Source organism: Geodermatophilus sp. SYSU D01036, assembly GCF_054050435.1.
The window spans coordinates 22328-40992 of the sequence record NZ_JBJGZJ010000007.1 but is presented as its reverse complement, the minus strand read 5'-3'; the positions used below and the strand labels follow the sequence as shown (position 1 = coordinate 40992).

General features: G+C 74.6%; 14 protein-coding genes. 9 read left to right on the top strand and 5 right to left on the bottom strand.

Annotated elements, in window-relative coordinates; genetic code table 11:
* Positions 1-38: 38 nt before the first annotated feature.
* Both ACI8AR_RS09555 and ACI8AR_RS09550 read right to left on the bottom strand, forming a co-directional pair.
* A complete protein-coding gene (locus tag ACI8AR_RS09555) occupies positions 39-755 on the bottom strand; it encodes a maleylpyruvate isomerase family mycothiol-dependent enzyme (RefSeq protein WP_457050801.1) in 717 nt (238 codons plus the stop codon).
* A gap of 41 nt (positions 756-796) precedes the next feature.
* Complete coding sequence (locus tag ACI8AR_RS09550; protein ID WP_457050800.1) at positions 797-1780, bottom strand: sugar-binding transcriptional regulator; 984 nt, start codon at positions 1778-1780, stop codon at positions 797-799.
* 178 nt (positions 1781-1958) lie between these two features.
* Between ACI8AR_RS09550 and ACI8AR_RS09545 the strand changes: the two genes are divergently transcribed.
* From ACI8AR_RS09545 to ACI8AR_RS09525, 5 genes are all read left to right on the top strand, one after another.
* The gene (locus tag ACI8AR_RS09545) at positions 1959-3704 is read left to right on the top strand and encodes a glycerol-3-phosphate dehydrogenase/oxidase (protein WP_457050799.1); all 1746 of its coding nucleotides are present in this window, start codon (positions 1959-1961) and stop codon (positions 3702-3704) included.
* 141 nt (positions 3705-3845) lie between these two features.
* Positions 3846-4571, top strand: coding sequence for an MIP/aquaporin family protein (locus ACI8AR_RS09540; RefSeq protein WP_457050798.1), 726 nt, complete (start codon positions 3846-3848; stop codon positions 4569-4571).
* 87 nt (positions 4572-4658) lie between these two features.
* Positions 4659-6176 carry a glycerol kinase GlpK gene (glpK, locus tag ACI8AR_RS09535; RefSeq protein WP_457050797.1) on the top strand — a complete coding sequence of 506 codons (1518 nt, stop codon included), beginning with the start codon at positions 4659-4661 and terminating at the stop codon, positions 6174-6176.
* Positions 6177-6267: 91 nt separating this feature from the next.
* A complete protein-coding gene (mshC, locus tag ACI8AR_RS09530) occupies positions 6268-7530 on the top strand; it encodes a cysteine--1-D-myo-inosityl 2-amino-2-deoxy-alpha-D-glucopyranoside ligase (protein ID WP_457050796.1) in 1263 nt (420 codons plus the stop codon).
* Entirely contained in the window at positions 7530-8561 is a 1032-nt protein-coding gene (locus tag ACI8AR_RS09525; protein ID WP_457050795.1) for an HD domain-containing protein, read from the top strand. The genes mshC and ACI8AR_RS09525 overlap by 1 nt, the downstream gene beginning before the upstream one ends.
* A 203-nt stretch (positions 8562-8764) precedes the next feature.
* Here ACI8AR_RS09525 and ACI8AR_RS09520 read toward each other — a convergent pair whose 3' ends face one another.
* Positions 8765-9628 (bottom strand): PAC2 family protein, encoded by an 864-nt coding sequence (locus ACI8AR_RS09520; RefSeq protein WP_456938530.1) that lies wholly within the window; start codon positions 9626-9628, stop codon positions 8765-8767.
* 160 nt (positions 9629-9788) lie between these two features.
* On the opposite strand from ACI8AR_RS09520, the gene metH reads away from it, so the two are divergent.
* Positions 9789-13592, top strand: a complete 3804-nt coding sequence (gene metH, locus ACI8AR_RS09515; RefSeq protein ID WP_457050794.1) for a methionine synthase — start codon at positions 9789-9791, stop codon at positions 13590-13592.
* A gap of 85 nt (positions 13593-13677) precedes the next feature.
* On the opposite strand, the gene ACI8AR_RS09510 is transcribed toward metH, so the two are convergent.
* Entirely contained in the window at positions 13678-15144 is a 1467-nt protein-coding gene (locus ACI8AR_RS09510) for an AAA-type ATPase lid domain-containing protein (RefSeq protein ID WP_457050793.1), read from the bottom strand.
* Positions 15145-15323: 179 nt separating this feature from the next.
* On the opposite strand from ACI8AR_RS09510, the gene ACI8AR_RS09505 reads away from it, so the two are divergent.
* The 3 genes from ACI8AR_RS09505 to ACI8AR_RS09495 are packed head-to-tail and all read left to right on the top strand — an operon-like array spanning position 15324 to position 18132.
* Entirely contained in the window at positions 15324-16373 is a 1050-nt protein-coding gene (locus ACI8AR_RS09505; RefSeq protein ID WP_457050792.1) for an amidohydrolase family protein, read from the top strand.
* A complete protein-coding gene (locus tag ACI8AR_RS09500) occupies positions 16370-17110 on the top strand; it encodes a metal-sulfur cluster assembly factor (protein WP_457050791.1) in 741 nt (246 codons plus the stop codon). The genes ACI8AR_RS09505 and ACI8AR_RS09500 overlap by 4 nt, the downstream gene beginning before the upstream one ends.
* Positions 17107-18132 (top strand): NAD(P)-dependent alcohol dehydrogenase, encoded by a 1026-nt coding sequence (locus ACI8AR_RS09495; protein ID WP_457050790.1) that lies wholly within the window; start codon positions 17107-17109, stop codon positions 18130-18132. Before ACI8AR_RS09500 ends, ACI8AR_RS09495 begins: the two co-directional genes overlap by 4 nt.
* A gap of 69 nt (positions 18133-18201) precedes the next feature.
* On the opposite strand, the gene ACI8AR_RS09490 is transcribed toward ACI8AR_RS09495, so the two are convergent.
* Positions 18202-18585, bottom strand: a complete 384-nt coding sequence (locus tag ACI8AR_RS09490) for a nuclear transport factor 2 family protein (RefSeq protein ID WP_457050789.1) — start codon at positions 18583-18585, stop codon at positions 18202-18204.
* Positions 18586-18665: the final 80 nt, after the last annotated feature.

Genomic DNA, 18665 nt, shown 5'->3' with positions numbered 1-18665 from the left:
GGCGCACCCGTTCGGAGCCGTCGCCGGCCCCCGCGGGTTCAGGACAGGTCGACCGCGGCGATCATCGCGGCCGCCTGCAGGCCGTCGCCGTCGACGGTGAGCACCTCCAGCGGCACCCGCCGCCAGCACGCCAGCAGCAGGTCCCCGGCGGTGCCGCGCAGCATGGCCACCGGCTGCGGCCGGGTGCCGGCGAACAGCGTCCGCTCGACGCCGGCGTCGATCGCGTGCAGCACCACCGGGTGCGCGCCCTCGGGCGGGCCGTCGGGCAGCGCGCCGGGCACCATCACCTCCAGCCACTCGTCGATGCCGTCGAGGCCGACGTCGGTGGGGATGGGGCGGACGTCGCCGAGCACCTGCTCGACGTCGACGGTGTGGACGACGGCCTCCTGCACCTGGCGGCGCAGCACGAAACCGACGTCCTTCCGGGGCGCCCAGGTCCACACCCGCTCGGCCGGGTCGGCGCCGGCCAGCGCGGCCTCCAGCTCCGCGGACTGTCCCGCCGCCCAGCCCAGCAGCTCGTCGTCGGGCCGGCGCTGCGGCTCTCCGTACCCGCCGGGGTCCTGGGCGCGGGTGCGGACCACCCAGGCCCAGAAGTGCTGGACCGTGCCGAGGTGCCAGACCAGGTCGGCCAGCGTCCAGCCGGGGCACCCGGGCACCGGGGCGGTCCAGCCGCCGGCCAGCACGGCCTCGGCGGCGGCGTCGGCGAACCGGGCGTCGGTGCGGCGCAGCACCGGCAGGTAGCCCGACAGCTCCATCGCGGCCTCCTCGCGCGGGGACGGGCCCCGACGCTAGCCCGTCAGCGGGCCCACAGGGCCGGCACCGGGCGGGGCGCGGCCCGGCGCAGCAGCAGCGCCGCGGCGGTGCGCTCGTCGAGCACCAGGTCGGTGACCAGCCCGCCGGCCAGCGCCGCGGCCAGCGCGGTGACCTTGTTGACGCCGGCCACCGCGCACACCCGCCGCGGGATGCGGCGCAGCGCCGGCGGGACCAGGCCGCTGGTGCGCGCGTTGATGGGGATGCCCTCCCAGGTCCCGTCGCCGCGCAGGAAGACGGTGCACACGTCGCCGACCACCGAGGCGGCGGCGAGGTCGGCGCGGTCGGCCGGGCCGAGGTACCCCTCCGCCCAGACCCGGCTCGGCACCGGGCCGGCCATCGCGCCGACGCCGAACAGGGCGACGTCGGCGGACTGCTGGATGGCCAGCACCCGGCGCACGCTGCGCTCGCGCCACATCGCCTGCCGGGTCTCGGACCGGTCGAAGAACGCCGGCACGGGGAAGTGGTGCACCTGCGCGTCCCAGGCGGTGCCGAACCGCCCGAGGACGTCGCTGCCGTAGCCGACGCCGCTGCTGTGGGTGTTCATCGCCCCGTTGAGCTGGACGACGTGCGCGTCCCGCAGCGGCCGGGCCCGCAGGTGCTGGCCGACGGCGCTGGTGGTGGTGCCCCACGCCAGCCCGAGCGTCATCCCGTCGCCCATCGCCTCGTCGAGGACCGCCGCGGTCCGGCCGGCGACCAGCTGTAGCCGGGCGACGTCGGGGGCGTCCTCCGGCACCGAGACCACCCGCGCCGTGACGCCGTACCGCGCGCCGAGCTCGCTCGCCATCGAGGCTGCACGTCCGTGCACGGCGCTGACCGAGACGGTGACGATGCCGAGCGCCCGCGCGGCGTCCAGCATCCGGGACACCGTGGACCGCGAGACCCCCTCCTCGGCGGCGATGTCCTCCATCCGCACGCGGTCCAGCCAGTACCGGCGGGCCACCCGCTCGAGGTCCTCGTCGGCCGCCACGCCCTGGCTCCCTCCCGGCGCGGGCGACCCCACGCACCGGTCCCACGCTAACGCCGCGGTGCACGGACGTGCAGGTGGTTGCCCTGCGAGGCCAACAGGTGCAGGTTGACCCTCGTCCCCGGGTGCCGGCACCCCGCCGGCGCCCCGCACCACCCCCGCACCACCTCAGGAGTGCCCGGTGTCCACAGCCCTCTCGCCCGAGGTCCGCACCAACGCCCTCGACCGCATGTCCCGGGACGTCCTGGACGTCCTGGTCATCGGCGGCGGGGTCACCGGGGCCGGGGCCGCGCTCGACGCGGCCAGCCGCGGCCTGACGGTCGGCCTGCTCGAGCAGCGCGACTGGGCCTCGGGCACCTCGAGCCGGGCCAGCAAGCTGGTGCACGGCGGGCTGCGCTACCTGGAGATGCTGGACTTCGCGCTGGTCCGCGAGGCGCTGCACGAGCGCGGCCTGCTCGTCGGCCGGCTCGCCCCGCACCTGGTGCACCCGGTGCCCTTCCTCTACCCGATCCGGCACCGCGTGTGGGAGCGGGCCTACATCGGCGCGGGCATCGCCCTCTACGACACCCTCGGGGGCCTGCTCGGCCGCCGCGACGGCCACGGCGTGCCGCTGCACCGGCACCTGTCGAAGAAGGCGCTGCGCCGGGTGGCGCCCTCGCTGAAGGACGACGTCGCCGTCGGCGCCATCCGCTACTGGGACGCCAAGGTCGACGACGCCCGCCTCGTGCAGGTGCTCGTGCGCACCGCGGTCGGGCACGGCGCGCTGGCCGCCAGCCGCACCCAGGTCACCGGCTACCTGGAGGAGGACGGCCGGGTCGCGGGCGTGCGCGCGGTGGACCTCGAGACCGGCCGCGAGCTCACCGTCCGCGCCCGCCACGTCGTCGGCGCCACCGGGGTGTGGACCGACCAGACGGAGGAGCTCTTCCGTGCCCAGGGCCTGACCGTGCGCGCCTCCAAGGGCGTGCACATCGCCGTGCCGCGCGAGGCGATCGCCGGCGAGGACGGCTTCATCCTGCGCACCGAGAAGAGCGTGCTGTTCATCATCCCGTGGCCGACGCACTGGGTGATCGGCACGACCGACACCCCGTGGGACCTGGCCAAGGACCACCCGGTCGCCTCGGCCGCCGACGTCGACTACCTGCTCGACCACGCCAACGCGGTGCTCGAGCGCCCGCTCACCCGCGACGACGTCCTCGGCGTGTACACCGGCCTGCGCCCGCTGCTGCAGCCGGTCGACGAGGAGGCCGGGGGGACGACCCGGGTCTCCCGCGAGCACACCGCCGCCACCGTGCGGCCGGGCCTGACGATGATCGCCGGCGGCAAGTACACGACCTACCGCGTCATGGCCCGCGACGTCGTCGACATGGCGCTGCGCGACCGGGCGCCCGGCGAGGACCCCGACGCACCGATCCCGGCCTCGCTCACCGAGGAGCTGCCGCTGGTGGGCGCCGACGGCTACCGGGTCCGCTGGAACCGCAAGGCGCACCTGGCCGCCGCGCACGGCTGGACCGAGCAGCGCGTGGAGCACCTGCTCGACCGCTACGGCAGCCTGGTCGACGAGGTCCTCGCCCTGGTCGACGCCGACCCCGAGCTCGGCCGCCCGCTGGAGGGCGCGCCGGACTACCTGCCGGCCGAGGTCGTCTACGCCGTCACCGCCGAGGGCGCGCTGCACCTGGAGGACGTGCTCACCCGCCGCACCCGGCTGTCCTATGAGCAGGCCGACCGGGGCACCGCCTCGGCCCGCGCCGCGGCCGACCTCATGGCGCCGCTGCTCGGCTGGGACGACGACCAGCGGGAGCGGGAGATCAGCACCTACCTGGCACGGGTGGAGGCCGAGCGCGCCGCCGAGGCGATGCCCGACGACACCTCGGCCGAGCAGGCCCGGCTGCGGGCGCCGGAGATCCGGCCCTTCGCCGGCGCCTCCTGAGACCCCGGGCCGGCGGGGCGTCCCGCCGGCCCGGCGAGACCGCCGCTGCCGGAGAGGAGGTGGACAGAGGGCTCGGCACGACCCGCCCGCACCGGGCGGGCCCCCATCACGGCACAACCGGACACAGAGAGGTGTCTCAGCGTGTCACTGACCTCCGTCTTCTTCTCCGAGGTGCTCGGCACCGGAATGCTGCTGCTCTTCGGCGTCGGCGTCGTCGCCAACGTCCTGCTCACCGACTCCAAGGGCCACGGCGGCGGCTGGCTGCTCATCAACTTCGGCTGGGGCCTGGGCGTCTTCGCCGGCGTCTACGCGGCCTACCGCAGCGGTGCCCACCTCAACCCGGCGGTCACCGTCGGGCTGTGGGCCTCCGGGGCCGACGAGTACGCCCCCGGTGTCGACGTCACGTTCGGCAGCACGCTGGTCTACTTCGCCGGCGAGTTCGTCGGCGCGTTCCTCGGCGCCGTCGTCGCCTGGCTCGCGTACCAGAAGCACTACGCCAGGCACGACGAGCCGGGGGAGATCCTGGCGACCTTCTCCACGGGCCCGGCGATCCGCAGCCTTCCGTGGAACGCGCTCACCGAGGCCATCGGCACCTTCGCGCTCGTCTACATCATCCTGAGGTTCGGGAACACGCCGAGCGAGATCGGGCCGGTCGCCGTCGCCCTGCTGGTCATCGGCATCGGCAACTCGCTCGGCGGGCCGACCGGCTACGCGATCAACCCGGCCCGCGACCTGGGGCCGCGGATCGCGCACGCCGTGCTGCCCATCGCGAAGAAGGGCGGCAGCGACTGGGGCTACGCGTGGGTCCCCGTCGTCGGCCCGCTCGTCGGCGGCGCCCTGGCCGGCCTGCTGGCCCAGGGCTTCTGACCGCCCGGCCGTCCCGCCGGCCCCCGTCCCGACCGTCCGCACCCGACCCCTGCACCGTCCCCCTGCAACGACGCACCCGGAGGAACCGTGAGCAGCTACATCGCCGCCATCGACCAGGGCACCACCAGCACCCGCTGCATGATCTTCGACCACGACGGCGCCGTCGTCGGTGTCGGCCAGACCGAGCACCGGCAGATCATGCCGCGCGCCGGGTGGGTCGAGCACGACCCGATGGAGATCTGGACCAACGTCCGCGAGGTCGTCGGGCAGGCCCTGGCCCGCGCGGACCTGGTCGGCTCCGACCTCGCCGCGGTCGGCATCACCAACCAGCGCGAGACCACCGTCGTGTGGGACAAGACCACCGGCGAGCCGGTCTACAACGCGATCGTCTGGCAGGACACCCGCACCGACCGCATCTGCACCGAGCTCGGCGAGCTCGGCGGGGGAGCGGACCGGTACAAGGAGAAGGTGGGCCTGCCGCTGGCCACCTACTTCGCCGGGCCCAAGGTGACCTGGATCCTCGACAACGTCGAGGGCGCCCGCGAGCGCGCCGAGCGCGGCGACCTGCTCATGGGCACGGTCGACAGCTGGCTGCTCTGGCACGCCACCGGCGGCACCACCGGCGGCCAGCACATCACCGACGTCACCAACGCCTCGCGCACGATGCTCATGGACTACCGCACCCTCACGTGGGACGAGTCCATCGCCGCGGACATGCGCATCCCGATGTCGATGCTGCCGGAGATCCGGTCCAGCTCGGAGGTCTACGGCGAGGGCCGGCACGCCGGCGCGCTGGCCGGCGTGAAGATCGCCAGCGCCCTCGGTGACCAGCAGGCGGCCACCTTCGGGCAGGTCTGCTTCCAGCAGGGCATGGCCAAGAACACCTACGGCACCGGCAACTTCCTGCTGCTCAACACCGGCGAGGAGGCGGTGTCGTCGCGCAACGGCCTGCTGACGACGGTCTGCTACCAGATCGGCGGCCGCAAGCCCGTCTACGCGCTGGAGGGCTCGATCGCCGTCACCGGGTCGCTGGTGCAGTGGGTGCGGGACAACCTGCGCCTGATCGGCGGCGCCGGGGAGATCGAGGCGGTGGCCCGGTCGGTGGACGACAACGGCGGCGCCTACTTCGTGCCGGCGTTCTCCGGCCTGTTCGCCCCGCACTGGCGCTCCGACGCCCGCGGCGCGCTGGTCGGGCTCACCCGCTACGTCAACCGCGGCCACCTGGCCCGGGCGGTGCTGGAGGCCACGGCCTACCAGACCCGCGAGGTCGTCGAGGCCATGAACGCCGACTCGGGGGTGGCCCTCACCGAGCTGCGGGTCGACGGCGGCATGGTGGTCAACGAGCTGCTCATGCAGTTCCAGGCCGACATCCTCGGCGTCGACGTCGTCCGCCCGAAGATCGCCGAGACGACGGCGCTGGGCGCGGCCTACGCCGCGGGCCTCGCGGTCGGGTTCTGGGCCGACGAGGAGGAGCTCACCAGCCAGTGGGCCGAGGACAAGCGGTGGAGCCCGGGCATGGACGACACCACCCGCGACCGGCAGTACCGCAAGTGGCAGAAGGCGGTGACCCGGACCCTCGAGTGGGTCGACGAGGACGACGAGTAGCCGACCGGCAGCCGGCCGGGGCCCGCGGGCGCCGTCCCCAGGTGGGGGCGGCGCCCGCGGGCGCGCCGGCACCGCAACTAGGCTCGATGACGTGCTCAGCTGGCCCGCCCCGCTCCTGCCGACCCTCCCGGGCCCCGGTCCGGTCCTGCGGCTCTACGACACCGCGCGCGGGCAGGTCGTGGACACCGAGCCCGACGCCGTGGCGCGGATGTACGTCTGCGGGATCACCCCCTACGACGCCACCCACCTCGGCCACGCCGCCACCTACCTGGCCTTCGACCTGGTCAACCGGGTGTGGCGGGACGCCGGGCACGCGGTCCACTACGTGCAGAACGTGACCGACATCGACGACCCGCTGCTCGAGCGCGCCGAGCGCGACGGCGAGGACTGGGTCGTCCTGGCCATGCGCGAGACCGCGCTGTTCCGCGAGGACATGACCGCGCTGCGGGTGCTGCCGCCCGAGGACTACGTCGGCGCGGTGGCGGCGATCCCGATGATCGTCGCCCACGTGGAGACGCTGCTGGACGCGGGCCTGGCCTACGTCCTCGACGACGGCACCGGCGACGTCTACCACGACGTCGCGCAGGCGCCCGGCTTCGGCGAGGAGTCCGGCTACGACGAGGCGACCATGCTCGCGCTGTCCGCCGAGCGCGGCGGGGACCCGGACCGCCCGGGCAAGCGCAACCGGCTCGACCCGCTGCTGTGGCGCGGTGCCCGCGAGGGGGAGCCGTCCTGGCCCGGCCCGCGCGGCATCGACGGCCGGCCCGGCTGGCACGTCGAGTGCGCCGCGATCGCGCTGGACACCATCGGCATGGGCTTCGACGTGCAGGGCGGCGGCAGCGACCTGGTCTTCCCGCACCACGAGTACTCCGCCGTCCACGCCGAGGCGCTGACCGGGACCAAGCCCTTCGCCCGGGCCTACGTGCACGCGGCGATGATCGGCCTGGACGGCGAGAAGATGAGCAAGAGCCGGGGCAACCTGGTGTTCGTCTCCAAGCTGCGCGGCGAGGGCGTGGACCCGATGGCGATCCGCCTGGCGCTGCTGTCGGGGCACTACCGCACCGACCGCGCCTGGACGCCGGACCTGCTGTCCGCCGCCGAGGCGCGGCTGGCCACCTGGCGGCGGGCCGTCGCCCGCGACGCCGGCGCTCCCGCCGCGCCGGTGCTGGCGGCGCTGCGCGAGCGGCTGGCCGACGACCTCGACAGCCCCGGCGCGATCGCCGGCGTCGACGCCTGGGCGGCCGCCACGCTGGCCGGGGACGGGGAGGCCGAGGACGGCGCCCCGGCGATGGTGGCCGACGCCGTCGACGCGCTGCTCGGGATCGAGCTCGACACCGCGCTGCAGGAGGGCTGATGGGCGGGGGCTTCTGCTTCACCGACCGCGCCGCGCGCGAGCGGGAGGAGCAGGGCCTCGCCCCGGCCGCGGCCCGGTCGGGGGCCACCCGCGGCCGCGCCGTCGACGAGCCCGAGGACCCGCTGCGCACCGCGTTCGAGCGGGACCGGGACCGCATCCTGCACGCCAAGGCCTTCCGCCGGCTCAAGCACAAGACCCAGGTCTTCCTCAACCCCGACGGCGACCACTTCGTCACCCGGCTCACCCACACGCTGCAGGTCACCCAGGTGGCCCGCGCGATCGCCCGCGCGCTGGGGCTGAACGAGACCCTCGCCGAGGCGATCGCGCTGGGCCACGACGTCGGCCACTCGCCGTTCGGGCACATCGGCGAGGACGCCTTCGACCCCTACGTGCCCGGCGGGTGGCACCACGCGGCGCAGGGGGTGCGGATCGTCGAGGTGCTCGAGCACCTGAACCTCACCTGGGAGGTGCGCGACGGCATCCGCGCGCACAGCTGGAAGATCGCCCCGCCGCCGGCCACGCGCGAGGGGGAGTGCGTCCGGTACGCCGACCGGATCGCCTACCTGTCCCACGACGCGCTCGACGCCGTCCGCGCCGGGGTGCTGCGGGTCCCCGACCTGCCCGCCCGCGCCTGCGAGCTGTTCGGCGAGCCCGGCAGCGCGATGGTGGGCGCGATGGTCGACGCCGTCGTCGCCGGGTCCCTGGCCGACGGCGGCGCGGTGGTCATGGCCGCCGAGCCGCTGGCCGCGATGGACGAGCTGCGCACGTTCATGTTCCGGCGGGTCTACCTGTCCGAGACCGCCGCGGGGCAGAAGCAGCTGGCGGTCGACGTCATCCGCCGGCTGGTCGACCACCACCTCGCCGCGCCCGGCCTCATCCCGGCGTCCTACCGGGACACCGAGGCCGACGTCGTCACCCAGGTCGTCGACTACGTCTCGGGGATGACCGACCGGTACGCGCTGGCCACCCACGACCGGCTCTTCGGCGACGACGCCGCCGCCCGCATGGCCCCGCTGCTGCGCCGCGAGTGAGCGTGCGGGGCCGGGTCCTCGGCGCCGCGCCCGCCTGACGCCGGGCCGTCGCCGGGGCCGCCCGTGCCCTGCCGGTGCTGCAGGACCGGCAGGGCACGGGGAACGCCCGCACCGTCGCCGTCCCGACCGTTATCCCCAACTCGGCCCCGACCCCGGCCGGTGGGCACCGCCGGAGGCGGGGCCGGTTGCCGGGGGAGGGCCGCTCAGTTGGGCGAGGAGCCGCGGCGGCGGAGGTAGCGCTCGAACTCGCGGGCGATCTGGTCGCCGTCGGCCTGGGACAGGTCGCTCTCCGTGGCGCGCTCCTCGAGCGAGCGCACGTACTCGACGACCTCGGCGTCCTCCTGGGCCATCTCGTCGACGGTCTTCACCCACTCGTCGGCCTGCTGGGGGAGCGCGCCGAGCGGCACGGCCAGCTCCAGCACCTCCTCGACCCGCTGCAGCAGCGCGACGGTGGCCCGCGGGGAGGGCGGCTGGGAGACGTAGTGGGGGACCGCCGCCCAGAAGCTCACCGCCGGCAGGCCGGCCTGCACGCACGCGTCCTGGAAGACCCCGAGGATGCCGGTGGGCCCCTCGTAGCGGGAGGTCTCCAGGCCGTAGGTGCGCGCGGACTCCTGGTCGTAGGCCGAGCCGGAGACCGGGGTGGGCCGGGTGTGCGGGGTGTCGGCGAGCAGCGCGCCCAGCGCCACCACGGTCTGGACGCCGAGCTCCTCGCACAGCTCGATCAGCTCGGCGCAGAACCCGCGCCAGCGCATGTTGGGCTCGATCCCGCGGATCAGGACGACGTCGCGGTCGCTGCCCGGCGGGCGGGCCACGGAGATGCGCGTCGTCGGCCACTCGATGCGCCGGCTCACCCCGCCCACGAGCGAGACGGTGGGCCGGTTGACCTGGAAGTCGTAGTAGTCCTCGGGGTCGAGCGCCGCCAGGGGGGTGGCGTCCCAGATGAGCTCCAGGTGCTCGAGCGCCCCGGTGGCGGCGTCCCCGGCGTCGTTCCAGCCCTCGAAGGCGACCACCGCCACCGGCTGGTTCAGCTGGGGCAGTTCCTCGGGAGCGGACTTCGGGTCGATCACCCCTGCGAGCCTACGTCGGTCGGGCGGCCCGGCCGGGGTGGAGCGGGATGGGAAGATGTCCCGGACGTCCCGGGTTGCTCCCCGGACCACCCGGCTCCGGTGTGGGGCACGCTTGCACAGGAGTTCCCGGCACCGTCCCGAACGCACCCCGAGGATGCCCGTGACCGACGCCCCCGACCTCCGGCCCGACGCGACGGCGGAGCTCACCGCCCTGATGGAGCAGCGGATCCTCGTGCTCGACGGCGCGATGGGGACCGCGATCCAGCGGGACCGCCCGAGCGAGGCCGGCTACCGCGGGGAGCGCTTCGCCGACTGGCCGGTCGACGTCCAGGGCAACAACGACCTGCTGGTGCTCACCCGGCCGGAGCTGGTCGCGGGCATCCACCGCGAGTACCTCGACGCCGGCGCCGACCTCGTCGAGACCAACACCTTCAACGCCAACGCCGTCTCGCTGGCCGACTACGGCATGGCCGGGCTCGCGCGGGAGATCAACGTCGCGGCGGCCCGGCTGGCCCGCCGGGAGGCCGACGCGGCCACCGCGCGCACCCCGGGCCGGCGCCGCTACGTGGCCGGCGCCCTCGGCCCCACCACCCGGACGGCGTCCATCTCGCCCGACGTCAACGACCCCGGCGCCCGCAACGTCACCTTCCTAGAGCTGGTCGCGGCCTACCTCGAGCAGGCCGGCGGCCTGGTCGACGGCGGCGCGGACGTGCTGCTGGTCGAGACGATCTTCGACACGCTCAACGCCAAGGCCGCGATCGTCGCGCTGGAGACGCTGTTCGAGCAGCGCGGCCGCCGCTGGCCGGTGATGATCTCCGGCACCATCACCGACGCCTCCGGGCGGACGCTGTCGGGGCAGACGACCGAGGCGTTCTGGCACTCGGTCCGCCACGTGCGGCCGCTGGTGGTCGGGCTCAACTGCGCGCTGGGCGCGAAGGAGATGCGGCCCTACGTCGCCGAGCTGGCGCGGATGGCCGGCACCTTCGTCTCCTGCTATCCCAACGCCGGGCTGCCCAACGCCTTCGGCGAGTACGACGAGGCGCCCGCCGACACCGCCGGCGTGCTGCACGGCTTCGCCGAGGACGGCTTCGTCAACGTCGTCGGCGGCTGCTGCGGCACCACGCCCGAGCACATCGCGGCGGTCGCCGCGGCCGTGGACGGGCTGCCGCCGCGCACGCCGCCGGTGGTCCGCCCGGCGCTGCGGCTGTCGGGGCTGGAGCCGCTGACCGTCGACGCCGACTCGCTGTTCGTCAACGTCGGCGAGCGCACCAACATCACCGGCTCGGCCCGCTTCCGCCGGCTGATCCGCGACGGCGACTACCCGACGGCGCTGGCCGTCGCCCGCCAGCAGGTCGAGGCCGGCGCGCAGGTCATCGACGTCAACATGGACGAGGGCATGATCGACGGCGTCGCGGCGATGACCCGCTTCACCCGCCTGATCGCCGCCGAGCCCGACATCTGCCGCGTGCCGGTGATGGTCGACTCCTCCAAGTGGGAGGTCATCGAGGCCGGCCTCCAGCAGCTGCAGGGCAAGTCGATCGTCAACTCGATCTCGCTGAAGAACGGCGAGGCGGAGTTCGTCGAGCAGGCGCGGCTGTGCCGGAAGTACGGCGCCGCCGTCGTCGTCATGGCCTTCGACGAGGACGGGCAGGCCGACACCCTCGAGCGCCGGCAGCAGATCTGCCGTCGCGCGTACGACGTCCTCGTCGACCGGGTCGGCTTCCCCGCCGAGGACGTGATCTTCGACCCCAACGTCTTCGCCGTCGCCACCGGCATCGAGGAGCACGCCCGCTACGGCCTGGACTTCATCGAGGCCACCCGCTGGATCAAGGAGAACCTGCCGGGCGCGCTGGTGTCCGGCGGCGTCTCCAACGTCTCGTTCTCCTTCCGCGGCAACAACCGGGTCCGCGAGGCCATCCACGCCGTCTTCCTCTTCCACGCGATCGCCGCCGGCATGGACATGGGCATCGTCAACGCCGGCGCCCTGGAGGTGTACGAGGAGGTCCCCGAGCGGCTGCGCGAGCGGATCGAGGACGTCGTCCTGGCCCGCCGGCCCGACGCCACCGAGCGGCTGCTGGAGATCGCCGGGGAGTACGCCGCCTCCGGCGCCGCCGAGGAGGCCGCCGCCGAGGAGTGGCGGGCGCTGCCGGTCGGGGAGCGGATCACCCACGCGCTGGTGAAGGGCATCGACGAGTTCGTCGAGGCCGACACCGAGGAGCTGCGGCTGGAGATCGCCGCGCGCGGCGGCCGGCCGATCGAGGTCATCGAGGGCCCGCTGATGGGCGGGATGAACGTCGTCGGCGACCTGTTCGGCGCCGGGAAGATGTTCCTGCCGCAGGTGGTGAAGTCCGCGCGGGTGATGAAGAAGGCCGTGGCCCACCTCGTGCCCTTCATCGAGGCGGAGAGGCAGCCCGGCGACGCCGACCGCACCAACGGCACCGTGGTCATGGCGACGGTGAAGGGCGACGTCCACGACATCGGCAAGAACATCGTCGGCGTCGTGCTGCAGTGCAACAACTACGACGTCGTCGACCTCGGCGTCATGGTGCCGGCGCAGAAGGTGCTCGACACCGCCAAGGAGGTCGGCGCCGACGTCATCGGCCTGTCCGGGCTGATCACGCCGTCGCTGGACGAGATGGTCAACCTGGCCGCCGAGATGGAGCGGCAGGGCTTCGAGGTGCCGCTGCTCATCGGCGGGGCGACCACGTCGCGGGCACACACCGCGGTCAAGGTGGCGCCGCGCTACCACGGGCCGGTCATCTGGGTGAAGGACGCGTCGCGGTCGGTGCCGGTCGTCGCGGCGCTGCTGTCCGACGAGCAGCGCCCCGGCCTGCTGGCGGCCACCGGGACCGAGTACGAGGCGCTGCGCGAGCGGCACGCCGCGCGCACCGACACCCGGACGCTGCTGCCGCTGGCCGCCGCCCGCGCCGCCGCACCGGCGCTGGACTGGTCGGCCTACACCCCGCCGCGGCCGCGGATGCTGCTGCAGCAGACCCGCGACGTGTGCACCGGGCCCGCCTGCGACCACGCGCACGGCGACGCCGAGGTGGCGCACACCCGCGTGCTGCGCGACTACCCGCTGGAGGAGCTGCGCGGCTACATCGACTGGCAGCCGTTCTTCACCGCCTGGGAGATGCGCGGCCGGTTCCCCGACCTGCTGCACAACCCGGCCACCGGCGACGCCGCGCGGCGGCTGTACGCCGACGCGCAGCAGATGCTCGACCGGATCGTCGCCGAGCGCTGGCTCACCGCCTCCGGCGTGTTCGGGCTGTTCCCGGCGGCCCGGGTCGACGGCGAGGACATCGAGGTCTACGCCGACGAGTCCCGCACGCGGGTGCGCGCGGTGCTGCACCAGCTCCGGCAGCAGACCGAGGGCCGCGACGGCGCCCCGCGGAAGTCGCTCGCCGACTTCGTGGCGCCCAGGGAGACCGGGCTGCGCGACCACGTCGGCGCCTTCGCCGTCACCGCCGGGCTCGGGTCGGCCGAGCGGGTCGCGGCGTTCAAGGCCGCCCACGACGACTACTCGGCGATCATGCTCGAGGCGCTCGCCGACCGGCTGGCCGAGGCGTTCGCCGAGCGGCTGCACGAGCGGGTGCGCCGCGAGTTCTGGGGCTACGCCGCCGACGAGCGGCTGGACAACGACGCGCTGATCGCCGAGCGCTACCGCGGCATCCGGCCCGCGCCCGGCTACCCGGCCTGCCCCGAGCACACCGAGAAGCAGACGATCTGGGAGCTGCTCGACGTCGAGGCCTCGATCGGGCTGCAGCTGACCGAGTCGATGGCCATGTGGCCGGGTGCGGCGGTCAGCGGGCTGTACTTCTCGCACCCGGAGGCGCGGTACTTCAACCTGGGCCGGCTGGGCCGCGACCAGGTCGAGGACTACGCCCGCCGCAAGGGCTGGACGCTCGCCGAGGCCGAGCGCTGGCTGGCCCCCAACCTGGGCTACCGCACCGACGAGGAGTGAAGGACCCGGTGCCCCCCACGCCTCGCGGGCTCGGCGCGGGGCGTGGGGGGCACCGGGGCCGTTCCCGCACGTCGCCCGGGCTGGGTCAGCGCTGCGGGACGGTGATCTTGTACTGGGCGATCTTGCGGTAGAGGGTCGCCCGGCCGATGCCGAGCTCCTCGGCGACGCGGGTCATCGTGGTGCCCGGCTCGGTCAGGCACCGCACGATCTCGTCGCGCTCGAGCCGCTCCAGCCGGGACAGCGGCCGGGCGCCGCCGTCGAGCACCTCCGGGGCCAGGTGGTGCACGTCGACGACGTCGGCGCGGGCCGCCGCCTCCCGCACCACCCGCCGCAGCTGGGCGACGTTGCCCGGCCAGCCGCAGGCGGCCAGCGCCCGGGCCGCCCGCGGGGTGAACGCCACGTCCCGGTGCCGCTCCTGCCGCGCGGTCCAGGCCGCCAGCGGCAGCACGTCGTCGGCGCGGTCGCGCAGCGGCGGCACCTCGACGACGGCGTCGGCCAGCCGGGCGATCGGCTCGGGCAGCGCCGCGTACTCCGGCGCGGTGAGCACCGCCGGCTGCGGGCGCCCGGCGGGGCGGACCGTGGCCAGCACCTGCGCCAGCTCCCCGGCGGCCCAGGCCGGCAGCCGGTGCAGCCCGGAGACGATCACGCAGGTGTCCGCGTCGCGGAGCTCGGGGGTCCACAGCTCCAGCCACGGCGCGACGTCCCCGGCCTCCGGCGCGCGGGCCTGCAGCAGCCGCTGCCGGCCCGGCAGCCGCCGCCGGGCCAGCGCGGCCGCCGTCGCCTTGCCCGCCCCCTCCTCGCCGACGACGACCGCCAGCCGGCCCGAGGCGACCGCGACCGCCGCCCGGTCGACCGCCGCCCGCCACGCGGGGGAGACGCACGGGTCGCCGTCGTCGGGGGCGAGTGAGCCGCCGACCACCCGGAACACCTCGCCGCGCGGCGCCGGGCGCAGCAGCCGGCCGCGCGAGCGCACCGCCATGAGGGCGCTGGTGGCGCTGGCCGCCGTCTGCGCCAGGCCGAGCAGCAGGTCGGAGGAGGAGTCCGACCAGGTGGTCAGGTTGATGCTGCCGGCCAGCTCGCCGGTCACCGGCTCCAGCACGGGCGCGGCGGCGCAGGTGTAGCCGCGCAGGTCGGTGACCCAGTGGTCGTCGGCCCGCACCAGCGACGGTGCCCGGTCGGCCAGCGACAGGCCCAGGCCGTTGGTGCCGGCGTTGCGCTCGGCGTAGGAGAAGCCCGGCGCCAGGTGCACCCGGTCCAGCGCCCGCTGGATCGAGGTGTCGTCGCCGATCCGGGCCAGCACGAACCCGGCGGGGTCGGCGACCATGAGGCTCACCGGCTCGTTGGCGATCGTCGACTGCAGGTCGGTGAGGACCCGGTGCGCGCACTCGTAGAGCAGCGACCCGGTGTCCGGGCTCCCGGTGAACACCGGCACCACCTCGTCGGGCGGCACGCCGTAGCCCTGGCTGCGCCGCCACGACGCGCGGACCCGCGGGGCGCTGCCCTGGCCGGCCGTCGCGGGCAGCGGCTCCGGCGGGGTGACCAGCTCGTCCACGGTCACCTCCGGACAGCAGGACACCTGTGGCCTGTGTCACCGGAAGGTACCCGCCGCCGCGGTGGCCGGGGCGTCTCAAAGTGGGACACCGGGACGGTTCTCGGCGCCTCGCGACCCGCCCTAGCGTCGGCGGCGGAGAGGTGACCCGCCTCACAACCGGAGCCGACGGAGGCCGACGGATGTACACCAAGGACGGCGAGCAGTACTACGTGGTGGACGCGCACATCGCGCTGTGGGACGCGCGGCCCGAGAACCAGCGCAACGTCCACGGCAAGCAGTTCATCGACTGCTTCTACGACTACCACCGCAACCTCAGCCCGGAGTCCGAGACCTGGGGCTACGAGGAGTACCTCTACCAGGGCGGCGAGCGGCTGATGCGCGACGTGTTCGTCGACGGCATCGTCGACCACGCGGTCTTCCAGCCGGCCCGGCTCGCGGAGTTCTACCACCGCGGGTTCGGCCAGACCGAGGAGGCGTTCGCCCTCGCGCAGGCCCACCCGGACAAGCTCACCTACAACCACTACTGGGACCCGCGCGACGGCGAGAACGGCCTGGACGCGCTGCGCGCGAACGCCGAGCGGATGCACCTCAAGGGCGTGAAGCTCTACACCGCCGACTGGCACGGCGAGTCCCGGGGCTGGAAGCTCACCGACCCGATGGCCTACCGCTACTTCGAGCTGTGCCGCGAGCTGGGCATCCGCAACATCCACATCCACAAGGGCCCGACGATCCGGCCGCTGGACCGGGACGCCTTCGACGTCGCCGACGTCGACCACGTGGCCAGCGACTTCACCGACCTGACCTTCGTGGTGGAGCACTGCGGGCTGCCGCGCCTGGAGGACTTCTGCTGGATCGCCACCCAGGAGCCCAACGTGTACGCGGGGCTGGCCGTGGCCATGCCGTTCATCCACAGCCGCCCGCGGTACTTCGCGCAGATCATGGGCGAGCTCGTCTACTGGCTGGGCGTGGACCGGATCCTGTTCTCCAGCGACTACGCGCTCTGGACGCCGAAGTGGCTGGTCGAGAAGTTCGTGGACTTCCAGATCCCGGAGGACATGAGCCCCGAGTACGCGCCGATCACCACCGAGGAGAAGAAGAAGGTGCTCGGCCTCAACGCCGCCCGCCTCTACGACCTGCCGGTGCCCGAGCACCTGCGGCTGCCCCTGGCCGACGAGACCGAGACCGGCCCCCGGGAGCCGGCCGCGGCCGACCTCGCGGGCGTCCGGTGACCGCCGTCCTGCCCGACCTCGCCGCCGAGGTCCGCGCGGCCCTCGGGTCCGTCGTCGACCCCGAGCTGGACGAGCCGATCACCGACCTCGGGTTCGTCCGCTCGGTGGCCGTCCACGGCGGCACCGTCGAGGTGCACCTGCGGCTGCCGACGTCGTTCTGCGCGCCGAACTTCGCCTGGCTGATGGTCTCCGACGCGCACGACGCCCTCTCCGCCGTCCCCGGGGTGCGGCGGGTGGTGGTCGAGCTCGACGACCACCACGACTCCGACCTCATCAACCGGGGACTGGCCGCCGGGCTCGGCTACCGCGGCACCTTCGGGCACGAGGCGGAGGAGTCGCTGGACGACCTGCGGGCGACGTTCACCCGCAAGGCGCACACCGCCGCCATGGAGCGGGCGCTCACCGCCCTGCTCCGCGCCGACCCGGCGGCCGACGTCCGGGCGGTCACCCTCGGCGACCTCCCGGCCGACGCCGCGGCCGCCCTGCGCCGCCGGCGGGCGGCCCTCGGCCTGCCGGTCGACGACGCCGCCCCGGTGCTGCTGCGCGAGGACGGCACCCGTCCGGGCCCCGACGACGCGCCGACGGTGCTGCGCCGGGCCCGCTCGGTGCGGATCTCCGTCGACGGCAACGCGCACTTCTGCCGCGGCCTGCTCACCACCCGCTACCCCGGCTCCGAGGCCGACCAGACCCCCCGTCCCGACGAGCGTCCGCTCATCCCCCTGGAGGTGCTGCCATGAAGGCCGTCCGCGTCGTCGGCTACCACGAGCCGCTGCAGATGGACGACGTCCCGAAGCCCGAGGTGACCGGCCCGCACGACGTCGTCGTGCGGATCGGCGGGGCCGGGGTGTGCCGGACCGACATCCACATCCTCGAGGGGCAGTGGGCGGAGAAGTCGCAGGTCACGCTGCCGTACACGATCGGCCACGAGAACGCCGGCTGGGTCGACGCGGTGGGGGACGCGGTGACCAACGTGGCCGTCGGGGACAAGGTGATCCTGCACCCGCTGGTCACCTGCGGGCTGTGCCGCGCCTGCCGCGCCGGGGACGACGTGCACTGCGAGGACTCGCGGTTCCCCGGCATCGACACCGACGGCGGGTACGCCGAGTACCTCAAGACCTCGGCGCGCAGCTGCGTGAAGATCGACGAGTCGCTGGAGCCGGCCGACGTCGCCGCGCTCGCCGACGCCGGCCTGACCGCCTACCACGCCGCGGCGAAGGCGGCCCGCCGGCTGCGCCCCGGCGACCGGTGCGTGATCATCGGCGCCGGGGGGCTGGGGCACATCGGCATCCAGGTGATGGTCGCCCTCTCACCGGCCGAGCTGATCGTCGTCGACCGGAACCCCGAGGCGCTGAAGCTGGCGCAGTCGGTCGGGGCCGACCACACCGTGCACGCCGACGGCGGCCAGGTGGAGCAGGTCCTGTCGCTCACCGGCGTGGCCGGCGCGGAGGTCGTCATCGACTTCGTCGGCGAGGGCGGGTCCACCGCCGAGGGGCTGGCGATGACCCGGCGGGCCGGCGACTACCTGGTCGTCGGCTACGGCGAGAACATCGACGTGCCGACCATCGACCTCATCTCCAGCGAGATCAACATCCTGGGCAACCTGGTCGGCAGCTACAACGACCTGGTCGAGCTCATGGCGCTGGCCGCCCAGCAGAAGGTCACGCTGCACACCCAGCGGTACGAGCTCGACGACTTCCAGACCGCGATCGACGACCTGTCGGCCGGACGGGTACGGGGACGCGCGATCCTCGTGCCGTGAGCGGGCGCGGCCCCCGGCCCGCCCCGGCCGGGGGTCGCGTCCCCACCGGACGCCCGACCGCCCGGCGTCCTACCGCGCGGCGTCCTGTCGCGCGGCGTCCTGTCTCTCGATGTCCATCCGCTGCACGAGGTCGCCGGTGAACCGGTAGACGTGGTGCACCGTCTCGCGGGAGAGCACCGCGCCGCCCGGGTCGCGCACCGTCACGGCCACGGTGACGGCGACCGAGCCGTCCGGGCGCTCCTCGACGCCGGTCGGCCGCACCAGCGGGCGGATCTGCGCCCACTGCCGCTCCCAGTAGTCCCGCACGCCGTCGTGGCCGCGCACCCGGCCGCCCTCCCAGCCGTTGGGCCAGTCCACGTCGGGGGCCATGGCGGCCACCACCGCGTCGAGGTCGCGGGCGGTGAAGGCCCGGTAGAGCGAGCGCAGCAGGGCGGGGCGGTCCGGGGTGGTCACGGGGAGCGACGGTGGCACACCGGCCCTCCCTCCGGGGAGGTCGCGCGCACGCGCGATGCTGGTCGTCCGCCCACCCGACA

Coding starts and splice junctions, on each gene's coding strand:
- ACI8AR_RS09555 (WP_457050801.1), bottom strand. CDS start 755: ATGGAGCTGTCGGGCTACCTGCCGGTGCTGCGCCGCACCGACGCCCGG.
- ACI8AR_RS09525 (WP_457050795.1), top strand. CDS start 7,530: ATGGGCGGGGGCTTCTGCTTCACCGACCGCGCCGCGCGCGAGCGGGAG.
- ACI8AR_RS09505 (WP_457050792.1), top strand. CDS start 15,324: ATGTACACCAAGGACGGCGAGCAGTACTACGTGGTGGACGCGCACATC.
- ACI8AR_RS09495 (WP_457050790.1), top strand. CDS start 17,107: ATGAAGGCCGTCCGCGTCGTCGGCTACCACGAGCCGCTGCAGATGGAC.